The organism is Streptomyces sp. NPDC006691, from assembly GCF_042869955.1.
In the GTDB taxonomy this organism is placed as follows: Bacteria; Actinomycetota; Actinomycetes; order Streptomycetales; family Streptomycetaceae; genus Streptomyces.
In genome coordinates, this window is sequence record NZ_JBIAGW010000004.1 from 121690 (window position 1) to 137407 (window position 15718).

14 protein-coding genes are annotated in these 15718 nt (G+C 71.6%); 7 read left to right on the top strand and 7 right to left on the bottom strand.

All coding sequences use genetic code 11. The features are described 5' to 3' along the window. Positions 1-182: 182 nt before the first annotated feature. Positions 183-2024, bottom strand: a complete 1842-nt coding sequence (locus ACFYNP_RS10590; RefSeq protein ID WP_388784498.1) for an RICIN domain-containing protein — start codon at positions 2022-2024, stop codon at positions 183-185. 161 nt (positions 2025-2185) lie between these two features. Then, entirely contained in the window at positions 2186-2422 is a 237-nt protein-coding gene (locus ACFYNP_RS10595; RefSeq protein ID WP_388784501.1) for a hypothetical protein, read from the bottom strand. On the opposite strand from ACFYNP_RS10595, the gene ACFYNP_RS10600 reads away from it, so the two are divergent. Continuing rightward, positions 2406-3461: an alpha/beta hydrolase gene (locus tag ACFYNP_RS10600; RefSeq protein WP_388410708.1), complete on the top strand. Its 1056-nt coding sequence runs from the start codon at positions 2406-2408 to the stop codon at positions 3459-3461. The two genes, ACFYNP_RS10595 and ACFYNP_RS10600, sit on opposite strands and share 17 nt — an antisense overlap. Before the next feature lie 309 nt (positions 3462-3770). Here the strand turns inward: ACFYNP_RS10600 and ACFYNP_RS10605 are convergent, their stop codons facing one another. After that, positions 3771-4043 carry a hypothetical protein gene (locus ACFYNP_RS10605; protein ID WP_388784504.1) on the bottom strand — a complete coding sequence of 91 codons (273 nt, stop codon included), beginning with the start codon at positions 4041-4043 and terminating at the stop codon, positions 3771-3773. A 521-nt stretch (positions 4044-4564) separates the two neighbouring features. Between ACFYNP_RS10605 and ACFYNP_RS10610 the strand changes: the two genes are divergently transcribed. The 6 genes from ACFYNP_RS10610 to ACFYNP_RS10635 all read left to right on the top strand — a co-directional run bounded on the left by ACFYNP_RS10610 (position 4565) and on the right by ACFYNP_RS10635 (position 11881). Beyond that, entirely contained in the window at positions 4565-6244 is a 1680-nt protein-coding gene (locus ACFYNP_RS10610; protein ID WP_388784507.1) for a hypothetical protein, read from the top strand. Between the two features lie 454 nt (positions 6245-6698). Further along, on the top strand, positions 6699-8192 hold the full coding sequence (locus ACFYNP_RS10615; RefSeq protein WP_388785260.1) for a PP2C family protein-serine/threonine phosphatase: 1494 nt from the start codon (positions 6699-6701) through the stop codon (positions 8190-8192). Next, positions 8189-9280, top strand: a complete 1092-nt coding sequence (locus ACFYNP_RS10620; protein WP_388784510.1) for a B12-binding domain-containing protein — start codon at positions 8189-8191, stop codon at positions 9278-9280. Before ACFYNP_RS10615 ends, ACFYNP_RS10620 begins: the two co-directional genes overlap by 4 nt. Next, positions 9277-9708 (top strand): STAS domain-containing protein, encoded by a 432-nt coding sequence (locus tag ACFYNP_RS10625; protein WP_388784513.1) that lies wholly within the window; start codon positions 9277-9279, stop codon positions 9706-9708. Before ACFYNP_RS10620 ends, ACFYNP_RS10625 begins: the two co-directional genes overlap by 4 nt. Before the next feature lie 66 nt (positions 9709-9774). Then, on the top strand, positions 9775-10248 hold the full coding sequence (locus ACFYNP_RS10630) for a MarR family winged helix-turn-helix transcriptional regulator (protein WP_388410698.1): 474 nt from the start codon (positions 9775-9777) through the stop codon (positions 10246-10248). 58 nt (positions 10249-10306) lie between these two features. Further along, positions 10307-11881 (top strand): diacylglycerol/lipid kinase family protein, encoded by a 1575-nt coding sequence (locus ACFYNP_RS10635; RefSeq protein WP_388784516.1) that lies wholly within the window; start codon positions 10307-10309, stop codon positions 11879-11881. 26 nt (positions 11882-11907) lie between these two features. Here the strand turns inward: ACFYNP_RS10635 and ACFYNP_RS10640 are convergent, their stop codons facing one another. The 4 genes from ACFYNP_RS10640 to ACFYNP_RS10655 all read right to left on the bottom strand — a co-directional run bounded on the left by ACFYNP_RS10640 (position 11908) and on the right by ACFYNP_RS10655 (position 15691). Then, on the bottom strand, positions 11908-12888 hold the full coding sequence (locus ACFYNP_RS10640) for an esterase/lipase family protein (protein ID WP_388784519.1): 981 nt from the start codon (positions 12886-12888) through the stop codon (positions 11908-11910). A gap of 265 nt (positions 12889-13153) precedes the next feature. Continuing rightward, complete coding sequence (locus ACFYNP_RS10645; RefSeq protein ID WP_388410901.1) at positions 13154-14194, bottom strand: NAD(P)-dependent alcohol dehydrogenase; 1041 nt, start codon at positions 14192-14194, stop codon at positions 13154-13156. A gap of 91 nt (positions 14195-14285) precedes the next feature. Next, positions 14286-15056 (bottom strand): SDR family NAD(P)-dependent oxidoreductase, encoded by a 771-nt coding sequence (locus ACFYNP_RS10650; RefSeq protein ID WP_388784522.1) that lies wholly within the window; start codon positions 15054-15056, stop codon positions 14286-14288. A gap of 14 nt (positions 15057-15070) precedes the next feature. Next, entirely contained in the window at positions 15071-15691 is a 621-nt protein-coding gene (locus ACFYNP_RS10655) for a TetR family transcriptional regulator (protein WP_388784524.1), read from the bottom strand. Positions 15692-15718: the final 27 nt, after the last annotated feature.

Sequence of the window (15718 nt, forward strand, 5' to 3'; positions counted from 1 at the left end):
GTAGTCCGACTGCGCCCCTGCGCGTTGAGCCCCTTCGGTTCGGTCCGGATCGGCGGGTCACGGTCGGCCGATCCGGTAGCGAGGAAGCGGCTCAACAGGCCCAGGCGGTCGGGGACTTGGAGTCGCCGACCGCCCGGCTCAGGCCCGTATCAGCGTGTGATCAGTACGTGACCAGTACGTGATCAGTGCGTGTGGGGCTTCGCGACCGCGCTGAAGGTGAGGGTCTGTTCGGACGCGGACCGGGCGCCGCCGACCTTGCTGCCGGTGGTGTCGGTCCAGGCCCGGACCGGGGTCGTCTCCGCAGCCCTGCCGCTCGTGGCGGAAAGGCCGATCACCAGGCCGCTGTACCGGTTGACCAGCCGGAACGTGCCGGTGGGCGCACCGGAGGCGCCCGTGTTGGCGACGACGAACCACTGCTGACCGGCGGTCGGGCCGCCGGCGGGAGTCCTTGTCGCCGTGGGCTTGGCCGCCCAGGCCCGCCCCGCCGTGGAGGACGAGTCGACGCCGAGCAGCTGCCCGGTGGACGCGTTCGCGATCCGGTACGAGCCGTCACCGTTGGGCCGGAACACCCACTGGGCAAGCGCCGAACCGCCCGCCGAGGCCAGTGAGGTGGTCGCCGATCCTCCGGACACCTGTGCCAGGTAGCGACCGCTTGCGCTCCCGATCGTGTACGCCTTCGCGGGGTCGACCGGCGCGGGTGCGGCGGCGCTGCTGGTCACCGTCGTGTCGTAGTACTCGCCGTCCGAGCCGTTGGAGCAGAAGAACGAGCAGTACGAACGGAACGTCTTGCCGACGATCGTGTTGGTGGTGCGGCTCACCGGGTCCAGCAGCCAGCGGTACCAGGATCCGGAGCGGTAGTCACCGGAGTCCCCGATCAGCCGCCACTTCTGCGTGGCGAGGTTGTCGGTGACGTAGAACCGCTGCTTCTCCGTGCCGTCCTGCTTGATCGTCTCCGGCTCGCCGATGTAGAGCCCGAGGTAGGCGTCGTAGGCGATGTTCATGGTGAGCAGATCGGACTTGGCGGGCAGTGTTCCGGCCGCCGTCTGCTGGGCCACGGTTCCCGGGTTGGCCGGGTTGTAGTCGTGCGCGACCGGTGTGTAACCCGTGGTGTGGATCGCGTCGACCGGCTCCATGTTGCTTTCCAGGCCGCCGAGTCCGGGCTGCGACCAGGCGCCGTCGTACCACTTCTGCCAGGAGCCGGGCGCCATCTTGCCCGACATCGGGGCGCGGGCCACATGGGCCCGGGAGCCGTCGGTCCAGCCGCCGGACACACCGCCCTTCGGGATGATCCGCGAGTTGTAGTAGACGTAGAAGTAGCCCGAGGCGGTGTCCACGAACAGGCGGGGGTCACCGTTGCCGTAGTCGTACGTCTCGTGCGGGAACGCCGCCGTGTCGCCGCGCTTCGTGCTGTAGGGCGAGGTGAGCACATGGCTCTGGATGCTCCAGGTGTGCCCCTGGTCCCTGGAGACGGCGTAGTCGATCGCGTCGTAGTGGAGACCGTCGCCGAAGGGTGTGGGGGTGAACTCGTTGTGCACCAGGCCGTACCAGTCACCGGTGTCCGGATCGACCCAAACACCAATCAGGTCACAGTAGTTGGGCTGCGCATAGCTGGAACCGGCGGGCGCCTTCGTCGCCTCGCGGCCGGTGGGGCTGTTGTTGCAGCGCCACGTCGTGTCGTTGTTGCGGTCCTGGGAGTTCTTCGGATTCACCGCGTCGCTGAGGGCGCTCGACCGGGTCGCGGAGTCGAAGTCCTTGCCGGTGTAGAAGGACCAGGCCCGGTCGTCATGGGCGGCGTACAGCGAGTGCGCCGACTGGTAGTAGAACGTGCCGTCCTTGTCGATGTACGGCGCGGCCGGGGTGTCGTCGGGATTGCCCCAGGGGCCCTTCGCGCCAATGGCGACGGTGTACGAGGGGTCCTGGGCGGACGCCGACGCCGACGCCGGCGCGACCAGCAGGGTGCCGGTCAGCAGTGCGGTCGCGGCGACTAGCGCGCCGGCGGCTTTCGTTCTGATGCGGGCGGACACGGATACTCCTCTCGGAGCGGGCCGTCCGCACGGCGGCGGCCCGGTGGGGCGGGCGTCCGGATCGACGTAAAGGCTGAACTGTGCGTGCGATAGGGGGTGTTCACTTGTTCACGGCGGCCGGCGGATTAATTTGAATAGAATCCGAACTAATAGGGGGCCTGTCAAGGCATCCGGCGTCGATCGGTGCTCTCGCGGTCCCCGGTGCGCTGGGTGTCCGTGACCACGGGGAAGTGCCGGTGGTGCGTGCCGACGTCAGTCGGGGGACGCTGCGGCCTGTCGTCGTAGCGGGGGCTCATCGCGATGCCACAGTGCACGTCGGAGGCGTCGGAGGCGTCGGAGGCGTCGGAGGCGTCGGGCGAGCAGCGAGGAGAGCCGGCTGACATGGGGTTGACCAGCACGTCGTTCCTCGTCCTCTTGATCGTTCTCACCTTCGTCGCCATGGCCGTGACGCTCCTGCTGTGGGGGCGCGTGCCCGGTCCGGGTTGGCTGCGCTGGCCCGTCCGTACCGTCATGATCGTGCTGTGCCAGGTCACGGCCATCGCCACCGTCGCCACCGACATCAACAACAGCTACGGTCTGTACGCCTCGTGGGACGACCTGCTCGGCACCGTGGACGCCAACGCCACCGCCATGACCGGGCCCCCGCCCAAGCGGGCCAAGTTCACCGTCGCCGCCAACGGCGTGCGCACCACCTACTTCCGCGGTCCGCACTCCCACTTGGCGGGGCACGTCCTCGTGTGGACGCCTCCGGAGTACGACGACCGGGCCCGCCGGGGCACCCGCTTCCCGGTCATGATGCTGCTGCACGGCGTGCCGGGCGCGCCGGAGTCATGGGTCGAACAGGGCGGAATGCCCGGCACGTTCGCGCAGTACGTGCGGCAGGGCACGGCCCGTCCGGCGATCCTGGTCATGCCCGTCATCGACCCCGGTGGCGAGGACACGGACTGCACCGACACCCCGCACCGCAAGGTGGCCCGCTGGCTGTCCGACGATGTGCCCACGCTCATCGCCCAGCACTTCCGTACCCTGCCCGGTCCCAAGGGAATGGGCGTCATGGGCATCTCCACCGGCGGCTTCTGCGCGGCCGCACTGCCCTTGCGGTACCCGAAAGTGTTCGGCGCGGGCGTCGCCCTCGACCCGGACCCGCTCACCGGCGACGCCGGTGTGCTGAGCGACGCCGGACTCCGCGAACGCACCAGTCCGATGTGGCTCGTGGCCCACCGTCCCCCGCCCACCTCGCTGTTCCTCGGCACGTCTGCCCAGGACCCCGACAGCCCGCCCTCGTACATCGAGGAGTTCGTGAGGGCCGCGGCCGGGACGGACGTGAAGGTCACGACCCGGATCGCGTCGGGCGGCGGACACAACTGGAACACGTGGGTCTCCTTCTTCCCGCAGGCCATGCCGTGGCTGAGCGACCGGCTCGACGCCCCGCGCTAGGGCGCCGCCGATGTGCGGGACCGCTCGCCCGGATGCGAAGAAAAGCGGCCCCGATTCGAAAGCGGAGAATCGTTTGTCTGTGGCCTGGTCAGGTGTTACTCCGCGAAGTTGAGGAGTTTTTCACATTTCTCCTGAGGTAAGCGCTTGCGATCTTAACGGCACTTTATTCGTTCAGGGATTCGACCTCTTTGCCTTTATTTGGAGGTGCGAATTCCTGGAGTGCTTGTCGTATTGATTGGCGCGGCCATAGCGTTCTCTTCGTAAGGCGCCGGACGGCCTGGGTGGGGAATCCTGCATGAGGTCGCCCGGTCACTCGACTGAAAGAGAGCCGAAATGCTCAGCGTATCCGATCTTGAGGGTCAGACCGTCGGCCTGCTGCCGAACCGCGAGGCCCTGGGGGTGCTGAAGTTCAACTGCGCGCCTGCCCATCACGTGCCTGCGCCGTGCCCGCCGGTCCACCACGCGCCGACCCATCACGTGCCCGTGCACCACGCTCCGGTCCATCACGCGCCCGAGCACCACGTGCCGGTTCACCACGCTCCCGTGCACCACGCGCCCGAGCACCACGTGCCGGTCCACCACGCGCCGCCGGCCCACCACACCCCGTCCCACTGTCCCCCCGCGCACCACGCGCCGGCGCACCACGAGGCTCCGCCGGCGCACCACGCACCGGCCCACTGCGCCCCTGTGCAGAGCCACTGCTGAGACAGCGCGTGGGGGGTCCACAGGCTGAATGAGGAGTGAGTGAGCCGTCGGTCGGTCGTCGTGCGGGGTTTGGTCAGCCGCCCTCGACGGCCGGCCGGCGGCACGCTTTTCCCGTTCGGTCCCTTTCTTGTCCGGTTGGTTGAGGGGGAGCGTGGTCAGCCGGCACGGGAAACACCGGGGTATCCGATCGGCCGCACTTTCTGTGCGACTTCCCGGCGTTGTATTTTCGTCGCGCCGCACCGCGCTGGAAAGGTCGAGTCATTTATCAGGACGGGGACTCCGCCGTGATCGCGGCGCGCATGATTCCGTGCCGGACCGACGGTCTGGAGCTGCACGGGAAATATCAGGGGTCCGGATACTCGGAGCCGGTATTCATCGCCCGCAGGGGCGATGGCCAGGTGGTACACATCTCGGAACTGCTGCATCTCGTCGCCGTGGCGATCGACGGCAGACGGGATGTGGAGGAAATCGCGCGGGAAGTCACGGTGTCCTTCGGACAGGAGGTGAGCGCCGACAACATCGCTTTCCTGGTCACGAAGAAACTGGAACCGATGGGCATCACCGCGGCGCCGGGCGCGGGCACGGCTCTCGCGAAGGACGTACCGCGTTCCGATCTGCTGCTCGGTCTGGTCGGCCGCCGCACCCTGGTTCCGCCGCGTGCCGTCGCGGTCGCCGCCAGGCTGCTGGCCTGGCTCCACCGGCCCCCGGCCGTCGTACTGGTCCTGCTGGGCCTCGCCGCCCTGGACGGCTGGCTCTTCCTCGTGCACGGCGCGGTCCCGGCCCTGCTCGGCGCCCTGGACGAGCCGCTCCTGCTGCTCGCCGTGTTCGGTCTCGTCGTGGCCTCGCTGGTGTTCCACGAGTTCGGCCACGCGTCCGCCTGCCACTACGGCGGCGCGAGACCCGGCCGCATCGGCTGCGGCATCTACCTGCTGTGGCCCTCCCTCTACACCGACGTCACCGATGTGTACCGGATCAGCCGGGCCGGCCGGCTGCGCACCGACCTCGGCGGGGTGTACTTCAACGTCATCTTCATGCTGGCGCTTGCCGCCTGCTACGCGGGCACCGGCTGGTCGTTCCTGCTCGCCGCTATCTACCTGGGCCACTTCGAGATCTTCGAGCAGCTCGTGCCCGCCGCCCGGCTCGACGGCTACTACATCCTGGCCGACATCGCCGGCGTACCCGATCTGTACGGCCAGATCGGCCCGATTCTGCGCAGTGTCCTTCCGGGGCGGCGCCCCAGGCCGGCCGTCGCCACCACCCTGACGCGCAAGGCCCGCACCACCATCGCCGTATGGATGCTGGTGGTGCTGCCGCTCATGATCACCGACCTCGGCTACACCCTGTGGAACCTGCCGCGCATCTCCGCCACCGCCGCGCGTTCGGTCGCGGCGCAGGCACAGGGCGCCTATGAGGCGGCGGCCACCGGCGACGTCTCCGGCTGTGCCGTCGCCTCCGTCGGCCTCGCCCTGCTCGCCTTCCCCCTCATCGGCATCGGCTGCCTGCTCGCGCGTCTTGTACGACGGCTCGTACGGACCGCGTACACGGCGACCGCCGGGCGCCCCCGGACCCGGGCCGCCCTCGCCTCGGTGGCCCTCGCCGCCGTCATGTCGACGGCCAGCGCCTGGGCGGCGGGCGTCACGCCCGAGCCGCTGCCGCCGAGCCGCTCCTCCGCGCTGCCCTTCACCCACCTCGCGGTCCCCGCGCCGCCGCGCCCCTCTCCCGCGACGAGAAGCACGGCCCGCCCTGTGACCCGTCCCACCCCGGCCCCCTCGCACCCCGGCCCCTGCGCCGGCCACAAGCCGCCCTGCCCCCGCACCGCCCCGACCGTCGTGCCGCGCGGCGCCCGGCCCGCGCCCACCCACGCCAAGGCCACTTCGAGCCCGACCCCGCCCCGGTCCACGGCCGCGGCACCCTCGTCGGCCTCCAGCCCCGTCGGTGCCCCGAGCGCCAGCCCCAGCCCCTCCGAGCCGCCCGTCGACACCACCCCGGCTCCCTCGCCCAGTTACCGGCGTGGACACCGGGGCGGCGGCCGCGGGCCGTCCCCGGCGGCCCATCGATCCCGGTCCGCGGATCGGTGATGCCCCGTCCCCTGCCAGGCTTATTTGATGCAACGCACGGTTGACGTCACGTCCACTCACGTTGACAGATGGGCGGTGTTGATGTGAGCCGCCCCACCCCAGCGCCGCCGGTGCGTACGCCCGGCGAGAGCAAATCCGGGACCGTGCACTGGCGTTGCCGGCCCCCTGCCTCGGTTTCCGGTCCGCTTTGCGGGGGCGTGGTTGCCAGGAGAGGGGGGATGGGGGATGGTTGCCGAACGGCAATGTTTCCTATCAGGGTGTGAGGTGAGGGGTTCGCGCAGCGGATCCTCGACATTTGGTGACTTCCACCAATCCGGCAACTGGCGTCGACGTACAGGGTTCCCTGTGGAGCAGGGCTCCTTATCCCGTCCTGATAGCTGATCTTCAGGGCGCGGTCGTTCTGGTCAACGAGGCGGCGGGCGCGCTGCTCCCGGCCGCGCGCCCCGGTGCGCAGATGGCGGACGCGGTCCCGGACTGGCTCTCGTCCGCGCACGCGGCACTGCGCATTCCCCGGCAGGGCATGGCGGAAGCGCCCGCCGTGTGGTCGGGCCGCGTGGGTGACCGGGTCTTCGAGGCGCACCCCACGGTCGAGGACGGCGGCACCGTGCTGTGGTGGCTCGTCGACACCACCGACCACCGGCTGGCCGAGGAAGCACTGCGCAGGGAACGCGAGCGGACGGCGTTCCTGGGCAGGGCATCCAATTTGTTGCTTTCCTCCTTGAATCTGGACCGCTGTACGAACGTCACCGCACAGATGGCCGCGGAGCACCTGGCGGACGCGGCGCTCGTCGTCGCCCCCATCCGGGGGAACCGGCTGCCGATCGTCAGCTGCCTGCGCGACGGGAGTCCGGTCGTGGCGTCCGCGATCGCCGATCCGTCGTCCGTGCCGGGCCTGGTGGAGGCGCTCCAAGGATTTCCTCCGGTGCCCACCCGCTGGGTCGACCCCCGCACGGTCCCCGAATGGGTGGTGCCCGAGGGGTTCGGCGCACCCGGCTCGATAGTGGTCACCCCGCTGCCCGGTCACGGCGTCCCGGCCGGTGCCCTGATCCTGCTGCGGCGCGCGGACGGCCCCGGGTTCACCCCCGAGGAAGAGGTCTTCGCCCGGCTCTTCGCGGCCCGGGCGGGAGCGGCCATGTCGGCCGCCCGCCTGTACGCGGACCAGTCGGCGATCACCGAGGTCCTGATGCGCGAGCTGCTGCCGCCGTCCCTGCGCCAGGTGTCCGGCGTCGACTTCGCGGGCGGCTACCGGCCCTCGGAGGACCACGAGCGCATCGGCGGCGACTTCTACGACGTCCACCCGGCGGCCGCCGAGGGCAACCCCTCGCTCGTAGTCCTCGGGGACGTGTGCGGCAAGGGGCTGGAAGCCGCGGTACTGACCGGGAAGATCCGGAACACGCTGCACGCCCTGCTGCCGCTCGCCGACGACCACCAGCGGATGCTCGGCCTGCTCAACATGGCCCTGCTCAACTCCCACCACACCCGCTTCGCCACCCTGGTCCTGGCGTCCGCGGTGCGGGAGGGCCGCTCGGTCAGGATGCGGGTCACCAGCGCGGGCCACCCGCCGCCGCTGATCGTGCGCGCCACCGGTGAGGTGGAGGAGGCCGACACCCGGGGCACCCTGATCGGCGCCATTCCCGAGGTACGGGCGGACAGCGCCGACCTGTTCCTGGCGCCGGGGGAGACCTGCGTCCTGTACACGGACGGGTTCACCGAGGCGCGCGGCGGCCCCATGGGTGACGCCATGTTCGGCGAGGAGCGGCTGCGGCGCGTCCTGGCCGAGTGCGCCGGCATGCCCGCCGAGAGCATCGTCGAGCGCGTCCAGATGGTCGCCGCGCAGTGGGTCGGCAACGGGCGGCACGACGACATGGCCGTCGTCGTGGTCTCCGCGCCGCGCAGCCACCACCTGAGCGCGGTGAACGGCCACACACGGGGCAGGTTCACCGCATGAGTACCGAACTTCGGGCGGCTCCCAGACATCCGGCGGAACTGGAAACCGCGCTCTGGGAAGCCGTCTTCGCGGGCGACGAGTACACGGCCACGACCCTCGTGCAGCGGGCCCTGGACGACGGGGTCGACCCGGAGAGCGTGCTGCTCGACGTGATCGCCCCCGTCCAGTTCAAGGTCGGCGAGGAGTGGGCCGCCAACCGGATGACCGTGGCCCAGGAGCACGCGGCGACCGCCATCAACGACCGTGCCGTGGCGGCGCTTTCGCTGCACCCGGCCGCCCGGACCACAGCCGGACGCGGGCGGATCACGGTCGCCTGCGTGGACGGCGAATGGCACGCGTTGCCCGCCCGGCTCCTGGCCGAAGTGCTCAGACTGCGCGGCTGGCACGTCGACTACCTGGGTGCCCAAGTTCCCGTACCGCATCTCATCGCGCATCTGCACCGCACCGGGCCCGAACTCGTCGCGCTCTCCAGTTCCATCGCGACCCGGCTGCCCACCGCCCACGCCACCATCACCGCCTGCCAGGCCGTCGGTGTCCCCGTCGTGGTCGGCGGGGCCGCCTTCGGGCCCGGCGGACGCTACGCCGAACTGCTCGGCGCGGACGCCTGGGCGGCGGACGCGCGCTCCGCCGCGGACCGCATCCAGCGGGCTCCGCTGGACCGGCCCGAGCCCGGCCACCAGCCGATCGACGATCTGCCGCACCTGGACGACCAGGAATACACGATGGTCACGCGCACCAGGACCAGCCTGGTCCGCGCCGTGATGAACGGACTGGACCAGTCCTTCCCCGCCATGCGGCAGTACAGCGACTTGCAGCGCGAGCGGACCGCCGAGGACGTGGCGCACATCGTGGACTTCCTCGCCACCGCCCTCTACCTCGACGACGCCGACCTGTTCACCGGGTTCATCGCCTGGACCGCGGGCATCCTCACCGCGCGCGGCGTGCCCGCACACAGCCTGCCGCCCGCGCTGGGGCTGCTGGCGGGTGAACTCAAGGACTTCCCGCGCGCCACGCGCCTCCTGCGGCTCGGCTCCGCCCGGCTCGCCGCCCCCTCCGCCCCTTCCGTATCCGCCAGGAACCACCCTTGAGTTCGTATTCTCCACATCACCTGAGACTGACGGCCGTTGACACCGAGACCACCGTGCGCATAGAGCTGCGCGGGGACCTCGACTACGACAACGCCGACCTCCTGCTGGACGCGGCCACCGCCAAGTTGGCCGACCATCCGCGGCTGCGGGACCTGCACCTGGGCTGCGCGGAACTCGGGTCCATCGACTCGACCGGACTGTCCGTGCTGCTCATGATCCGGCGGCGCACCGACGCGGCGAAGGTCTCCCTGCACCTGGAGGACCGGACTCCGGCTCTCGACCGGCTCCTGAGGATCACGGGTAGCCTGGAGTATCTGACGGCGCTTCCCACCGGCGCCGTACGCGAGACCTCCGGCCCGGGAGAATCCCGGGCGGACGCGGAGGAAGCCATACCGGCCCGCCCCACCGGACCGGACAGCAGTGCCTGACCTGGTCCGACCGCCCGGCCCCCGCGGCGAACAGGGACGGGCACGCCGACGGGGGAGCCCGAGCCCATGCCTCACCGAGACCTCGACCCCCAACTGATCGATCACGAACAGGGCCCCGCGGCGAGCGATGTCGTCGATCTGCTCGACCTGCTCTGGCAACAGGCCCGCGACACGGTCACCACCACCTCGGTCTCCACCCCGCAGCTGCGCCTGATGTACCTCGTGGACCGCAACGACGGCATACGGATGCGGGCCCTGGGGAAGCTCCTGCGCACCGCCCCGCCCTCGGTCAGCCGGCTCTGCGACCGCTTGCAGGCCGCCGGGTTCCTGGAGCGGCTGCCCTGCCCCGACAGCCGGCGCGAGGTCAGCCTGCGGCTGACCGCCGGCGGCCGCAACCACCTGGAGAGGATCCGCAGCGAACGCGAAGCGACCCTGACGCTGGCCGTCGAGGCCATGCCCCAGGCCGACCGGCTCGCACTGGCCACCGGGCTCGCCGCGCTGCAGAGCGCCATCGCCGCCCCCGGTAGGCTGGGGCTTTGATGCGGCCGGACCCGGCCGTACGCAGGGGATTCTTGAGGTTCAGGGGTGTGGCGAGCGCATGAAGCGACCTGGACGGCCGCAGACAGCACACGGGCTGCGCACAGCAGCGGGACTGGCCGACCGCCTGGCCTCCCTCACCAACTCGCCTTCGGTAGGCGGTGGTTCAGCAAGCCGGCTGCTGCGCAAGGCCGCCGAGCACGACGCCGTATGGCTGGGCGCGGCAGCGGTCCTCGGCCTGTCCGGCGGCAGGAGCGCCCGTCGTGCGGCGCTGCGCGGCATCGGCTCGGTGGCGATCGTCGCGGCCGTCAACCACACGCTGGCCAAGCCCGCCGCCCGTAGTTCCCGGCCCGTCCTGGACGCGCTCCCCGGCATCTTCCCGCGCCCGAGCACCGCTTCCCTGCCCTCAAGCCCGATGGCGTCGGCCGCCGCCTTCGCCGCGGGCGTGGTCGTGGAGTCGCCCCGGTACGGGCTGGCCGTGCTGCCGTTCGCCGCGGGCCTCGCCTACGTACGCGCGGGCGGTGAGCTCGACCACCGCCGCCGCGCGGCGGCCGGGGCGATCGTCGGGGTGGGCGCCGCGCTGCTCACGTGCCGCTGGTGGCCGGTGAAGCCGGAGGCCGCCGCCGCGGCCGCTCCGCCGCGCAGGCCGGCGCCCGCGCTGAAGGAGGGCAAGGGCCTTCAGCTGGTGGTCAACCCGTCCTCCGGCGTCGCCTGGTCCAAGGACACCGCGGAGACCCTGCGCGCCCTGCTTCCCGAGGCGGCGATCACCGTCTTCGAGCCCGGCGACGACCTGCTGGCCCTGCTCGACCAGGCGGCGTCACGCGCCGCGGCGGACGGCGGGGCACTCGGAGTGTGCGGCGGCGACGGGACCGTGAACGCGGGCAGCGCGACGGCCGCCCGCCACCGCGTGCCGCTCGCCGTCTTCCCCGGCGGCACCTTCAACCACTTCGCCGCGGACCTCGGCAACCAGACCATGGAGGACGTCGCCCGCGCGCTGCGGGCGGGCGACGCGGTCACCGCCGACGTGGGCCGCGCCTCGTCGCCCGTACGCCCCGGCACGCACCCGGCGACGGACGAGCCCGGCGATGCGCCCGAGGAGTTCCCGAGCGGCGAGGACCAGCAGCTCTTCCTCAACACGTTCAGCATCGGCGTGTACTCGGAACTGGTACACGCCAGGGAGCGGCTGGAGAAGCGCATCGGCAAGTGGCCCGCACTCGCCGTGGGCCTTGCCAAGGTCCTCGCCACGGGCAGTCCGCTCTCGGTCGTCATCAACGGACGCCCCCGCCGCATCTGGCTGCTGTTCGCCGGGAACGGCATCTACCATCCGGCCGGCTTCGCCCCGACCTACCGCACCCAGCTCGACGACGGGCTGCTCGACGTGCGCGCGGTGGAGGCGGGCACCCCGTTGGCCCGGACCCGGCTGCTCCTCGCCGTGCTGACCGGCACCCTGCACAGCTCCCGGGTCCTGACGACCGCCCAGGTCCGCCGTCTCGACCTCGAAATCATCGAGGGCGAGCCGCACTTCGCGTACGACGGTGAAGTGACCGAGGCCACCTACCGGCATCTCGTGCTCGACAAGCTGCCCGGCGCGGTCACGCTCTATCGCCCCGCCGACCAGGACCAGTGGCTGCGCTGAGCGCCGGGTGACCGCGGCGCTCCGGCTCAGGGCAGCGGGGGAAAGGCCAGGACGCTCTCGCAGGTCCAGGTGGCACGATGGGCCGGGTCGAGGGCGTCCAGAGTCAGGTTGACGGCGTTGGGGGAGTAGGGGAGGGCCACGTGCCCCGATGAGTCGCCCGGGCACACGTCCTGGAGGGTGAGGTTGGTGACCGCTCCCGGGTCGTCGGCGGGGGCGGTGAGGAAGCCCGAGGTGTACGGGGTCACCACCTTGTCGTAGGTGGTGGCCACGACGGTGTACTTCACCCCGGGCCGGGTGTCGCCGTCCTCGTTGAGGCGGGCCAGGAACCGTGACCCGGCCACCTGTTCCAGCGCGGCCGGTCCCAGAACCACGTCGGTCACCGGGGCGACCGCCCTGAGCACGGCGCCGAGCCCGCTCACGGTCGTGCCGTGGTTGTCCGGAGCGAGCCCGACCAGCCGGTGCACCTTCGCGGCGCCGCCCTCGAACTTCAGGTACTGCCGTGGCATGGGGCCGGCCCCCTGGGAGTGGCCGACGAGATCGACCTTGCGGGCTCCGGTGGTCCGCAGTACGCGGTCGACGTAGCGGGCGAGTTCCTTCGCCGAGTCCTCGATCCGGCCGGTCGCCTTCGCGCCGAGTGCGGTGAGGGGGCCGGTGGCGCCGTAGTTGATGGCGTAGACGCAGTAGCCGGCGTTGGCGAGGGCGGGAGCCATGACGTTCCAGTTGTCGTAGGCGTTCTCCGCGGTGCCGTGGACGAGCACGACGGGCCGGGGGTGTGCGTGCCGGTCGGTCCCGGGCGGACAGGGTCTGGTGGGGTCGGTATGGGCGCCCGGGGGACGGGAGTCGGCGGTGGCCGGGGAGACCACGGTGGCCGCCAGTGCTCCCACGACGGTGTGGTGGTCGGGACGGTGGCCACCGCCCTGCGCCGCCGAGGCGGGCGCGACGGCGGCGATGAGGGCGAGGGAGCAGAGGGCGGCGGCGACGGCCGGCGCACCGAATCGCTGGGGCATCACGGGAACCTCACGGGCTGGACGGGCCGGGACGAGGCCCCGAACCGCGGGAAACGCGACCGGGGCACCGCACAAGGAACGCCGTGAGCGGGGCCGGGTCACGCAACCTCACCCGGATGTTCGCCCCGGCCCGCGAGAACCCGTGCGCGGGACCGGCCGCGACAAGAGGACCCGCTCCCCAGACCGGCGGCGAGAACCCGTGCGCGGGACGGTACCGGCCGCGAGGACCCGTGCGGGACCCGCCCGCACGGGCCGGGGCGGCCCGTCAGCCGTTGGGCAGGATGACGGCCCGGCCCTTGATCAGGCCCTGGTGCAGCCGCTCGTACGCCTTGGGGGCTTCGTCCAGGGAGTACGTCTCCACATGGACGTCGACCGCGCCGGACCGCGCCAGCTCCAGTACCTCGATCAGCTCGGCGCGCGATCCCCAGTAGGGCGCGCGGACCGCCGCGTCGTACGGCGTGGTGCCGAAGCCGACCAGGGCGGCGCCGCCGCCGATGCCGACGATGGTGACGTCGGCCTCCACGGCGGCGCACGCCGTCGCGGTGGTGACGGTCGGCGGCGCGCCCACGAAGTCGAACACGGCTTGGGCGCCCAGGCCGCCGGTCAGTTCACGCACCTCGGCCGCCGCGTGCTGGTCCGACAGGACGGTCTCGTGCGCGCCGACCTCACGGGCGAGGGCCAGCTTGTCCTCGCTCACGTCCAGGGCGATAACCCGCGCCGGTGTCAGGGCGCGCAGCAGCTGGATGGCCACATGACCCAGACCGCCGGTGCCGATGACCACCGCGGTGCTGCCGGGGGTGAGCTTCGGCTGGGAGGTCTTGATGGCGTGGTACGGCGTCAGGCCCGCGTCGGTCAGCGGAACGGCGGTGACGGGATCGAGGCCGCCGAGCGGCACCAGATGGCGGGCGTCGTCCACGAGCAGGTACTCCGCGATCGCACCCGGCGCCCCCAGACCGGGCGGCCGGATGCCGAGTGCGGCGGCGCGCAGGCAGAGGTTCTCCTTGCCCTGGGCGCACATCAGGCAGTTCCCGCAACCCCACGGCCCGTACACGGCTACGGATTCGCCCACCTCGACGCCGGTGACGCCGTCGCCGATCGCGGCGACCGTCCCCGCGCCCTCGTGCCCGAGGGTGAGCGGCAGTGGAAAGGTGAGGGCCTCGGCCGGCCGGCTCATCAGGGCGATGTCTGAGTGGCACACGCCGGCGGCGGTCACCTTCAGGAGCACCTGGCCGGGTCCCGGCTCGGGGCGTGCGACGGTGACCACCTCGGGGGCCGCGCCCACACTGCGGTACTGAACGGCCTTCATCCGGGCCTGAGTTGACATCTCAGGTGCCTCTCTTCCTGCGCTCACTTCTGGTTCAATCGTTGTCGCGGTGCGGCCTGCCGGGGGCGGCCGGTCAGCGGGCCGCGTAGCCGCCGTCGACGAGGTGGTAGCTGCCGTTGATGAACGAGGCACGGTCCGAGAGCAGGAACAGGGTGAGCTCGGCGACCTCTTCCGCGGTGCCGAGCCGTCCCTGCGGGTGCAGCGAGACCAGGTGCTCGCGCGCCTCGTCCGCGCCCTGGAGCAGCGGGGTGTCGATGAAGCCGGGGGCCACGGCGTTGATCCGGATGCCGTGGGCCGCGTACTCGACGGCGGCGGACTTGGTCAGGCCGACGACCGCGTGCTTGGCGGCGGAGTAGGCGCCGGAGCCGGCGAAGCCGTTGCTGCCGAGGATCGAGGACATGTTGACCACGGCGCCGCCGCCCGAGGCGAGGAGCCGGGGAAGTTCGTAGCGAAGCGAGTAGAAGACGCCGTTGAGGTTCGTGTCGATCACCCGCTGCCAGTCCTGGACGGGGTAGTCGCCGGTCGGCGCGGAAGTGCCGGCGATCCCGGCGTTGTTGACGGCCAGGTGCAGTCCGCCGAACGTATCGACACTGAAGTCGACCGCGCGGCGCACCGACTCCGGGTCCGTGACGTCCACGGAGACGGCGGCGGCCCGGCCGCCGGCCGCGGTGATGGCCTCGGCGGCCTCCTTCGCGCCCCGCTCGTTGTGGTCGGCGACGACGACGGCCGCGCCCGCGTCGGCGAGACGGCGGGTCACTTCGAGGCCGATGCCGGAGGCGGCGCCGGTGACCAGTGCGGTCTTCCCGGCGAACTCGGCGCTCGTGCTGACGGTGCTGGTGGACATGGTGGTACCTGGTTTCACTTGCGGGTGGGGCGGGGGGCGGGCTCGGCGGCGAGGGCCGCGAACGCCGCGTCGATCAGCTGGGGGAGGGGAGCGCTGGCGCCCGGCGTGATCCAGAACCGAACGGCCGTGCCGAACGCGCCGACCGCGAGCGAGACCGCGAGGGCGGGCCGCAGCTCGTGGCCGGGGTCGAGGCCGAGGCGTCGTGCCACGATCCGCACCGATGTCTCCTCGGCTTCGTCCCGTACGTGGCCGTATGCGGCGAGAAGGGTCGGTTCCTGGTGGAGCAGTCGGAGCAGCTCACCCGAGCGGGGCCTGCGGTGCCAGGCGGCCTGCTCGTCGTCGAGCCAGTCGTGCAGGGCCCGGTGGTAGGCGGTGAGCGGGTTCTCCCGGGCGGGGCGGGCGGCGAGGGCCGCGTTGATCCGCGCGAAGTCGGCGCGCAGCGCGTCGACCACGGCGTCCTCCTTGCCGGAGAAATAACGCGAGAACGTGCGCCGGGAGACGTCCACCCGTTCACTGATGGCCTCGACGGTGACCTGGTCGAGCCCGTGCTCAAGCACCAGGTCCACGGCGGCTTCCGCCATGGCCTCGCGGCTCTCCTTGACCTTGCGGCCCCGTCGGCCCTCCGTGCTGATCATGTCTTCGACTGTACTCCTGAAATGTCC

Bases quoted from the DNA above. Each gene is read 5' to 3' on its own strand.
- ACFYNP_RS10640 (WP_388784519.1), bottom strand. From the start codon at position 12,888: ATGCCCCAGCGATTCGGTGCGCCGGCCGTCGCCGCCGCCCTCTGCTCC.
- ACFYNP_RS10635 (WP_388784516.1), top strand. From the start codon at position 10,307: ATGAAGCGACCTGGACGGCCGCAGACAGCACACGGGCTGCGCACAGCA.
- ACFYNP_RS10650 (WP_388784522.1), bottom strand. From the start codon at position 15,056: ATGTCCACCAGCACCGTCAGCACGAGCGCCGAGTTCGCCGGGAAGACC.
- ACFYNP_RS10620 (WP_388784510.1), top strand. From the start codon at position 8,189: ATGAGTACCGAACTTCGGGCGGCTCCCAGACATCCGGCGGAACTGGAA.
- ACFYNP_RS10600 (WP_388410708.1), top strand. From the start codon at position 2,406: ATGGGGTTGACCAGCACGTCGTTCCTCGTCCTCTTGATCGTTCTCACC.
- ACFYNP_RS10630 (WP_388410698.1), top strand. From the start codon at position 9,775: ATGCCTCACCGAGACCTCGACCCCCAACTGATCGATCACGAACAGGGC.
- ACFYNP_RS10615 (WP_388785260.1), top strand. From the start codon at position 6,699: ATGGCGGACGCGGTCCCGGACTGGCTCTCGTCCGCGCACGCGGCACTG.
- ACFYNP_RS10655 (WP_388784524.1), bottom strand. From the start codon at position 15,691: ATGATCAGCACGGAGGGCCGACGGGGCCGCAAGGTCAAGGAGAGCCGC.
- ACFYNP_RS10645 (WP_388410901.1), bottom strand. From the start codon at position 14,194: ATGAAGGCCGTTCAGTACCGCAGTGTGGGCGCGGCCCCCGAGGTGGTC.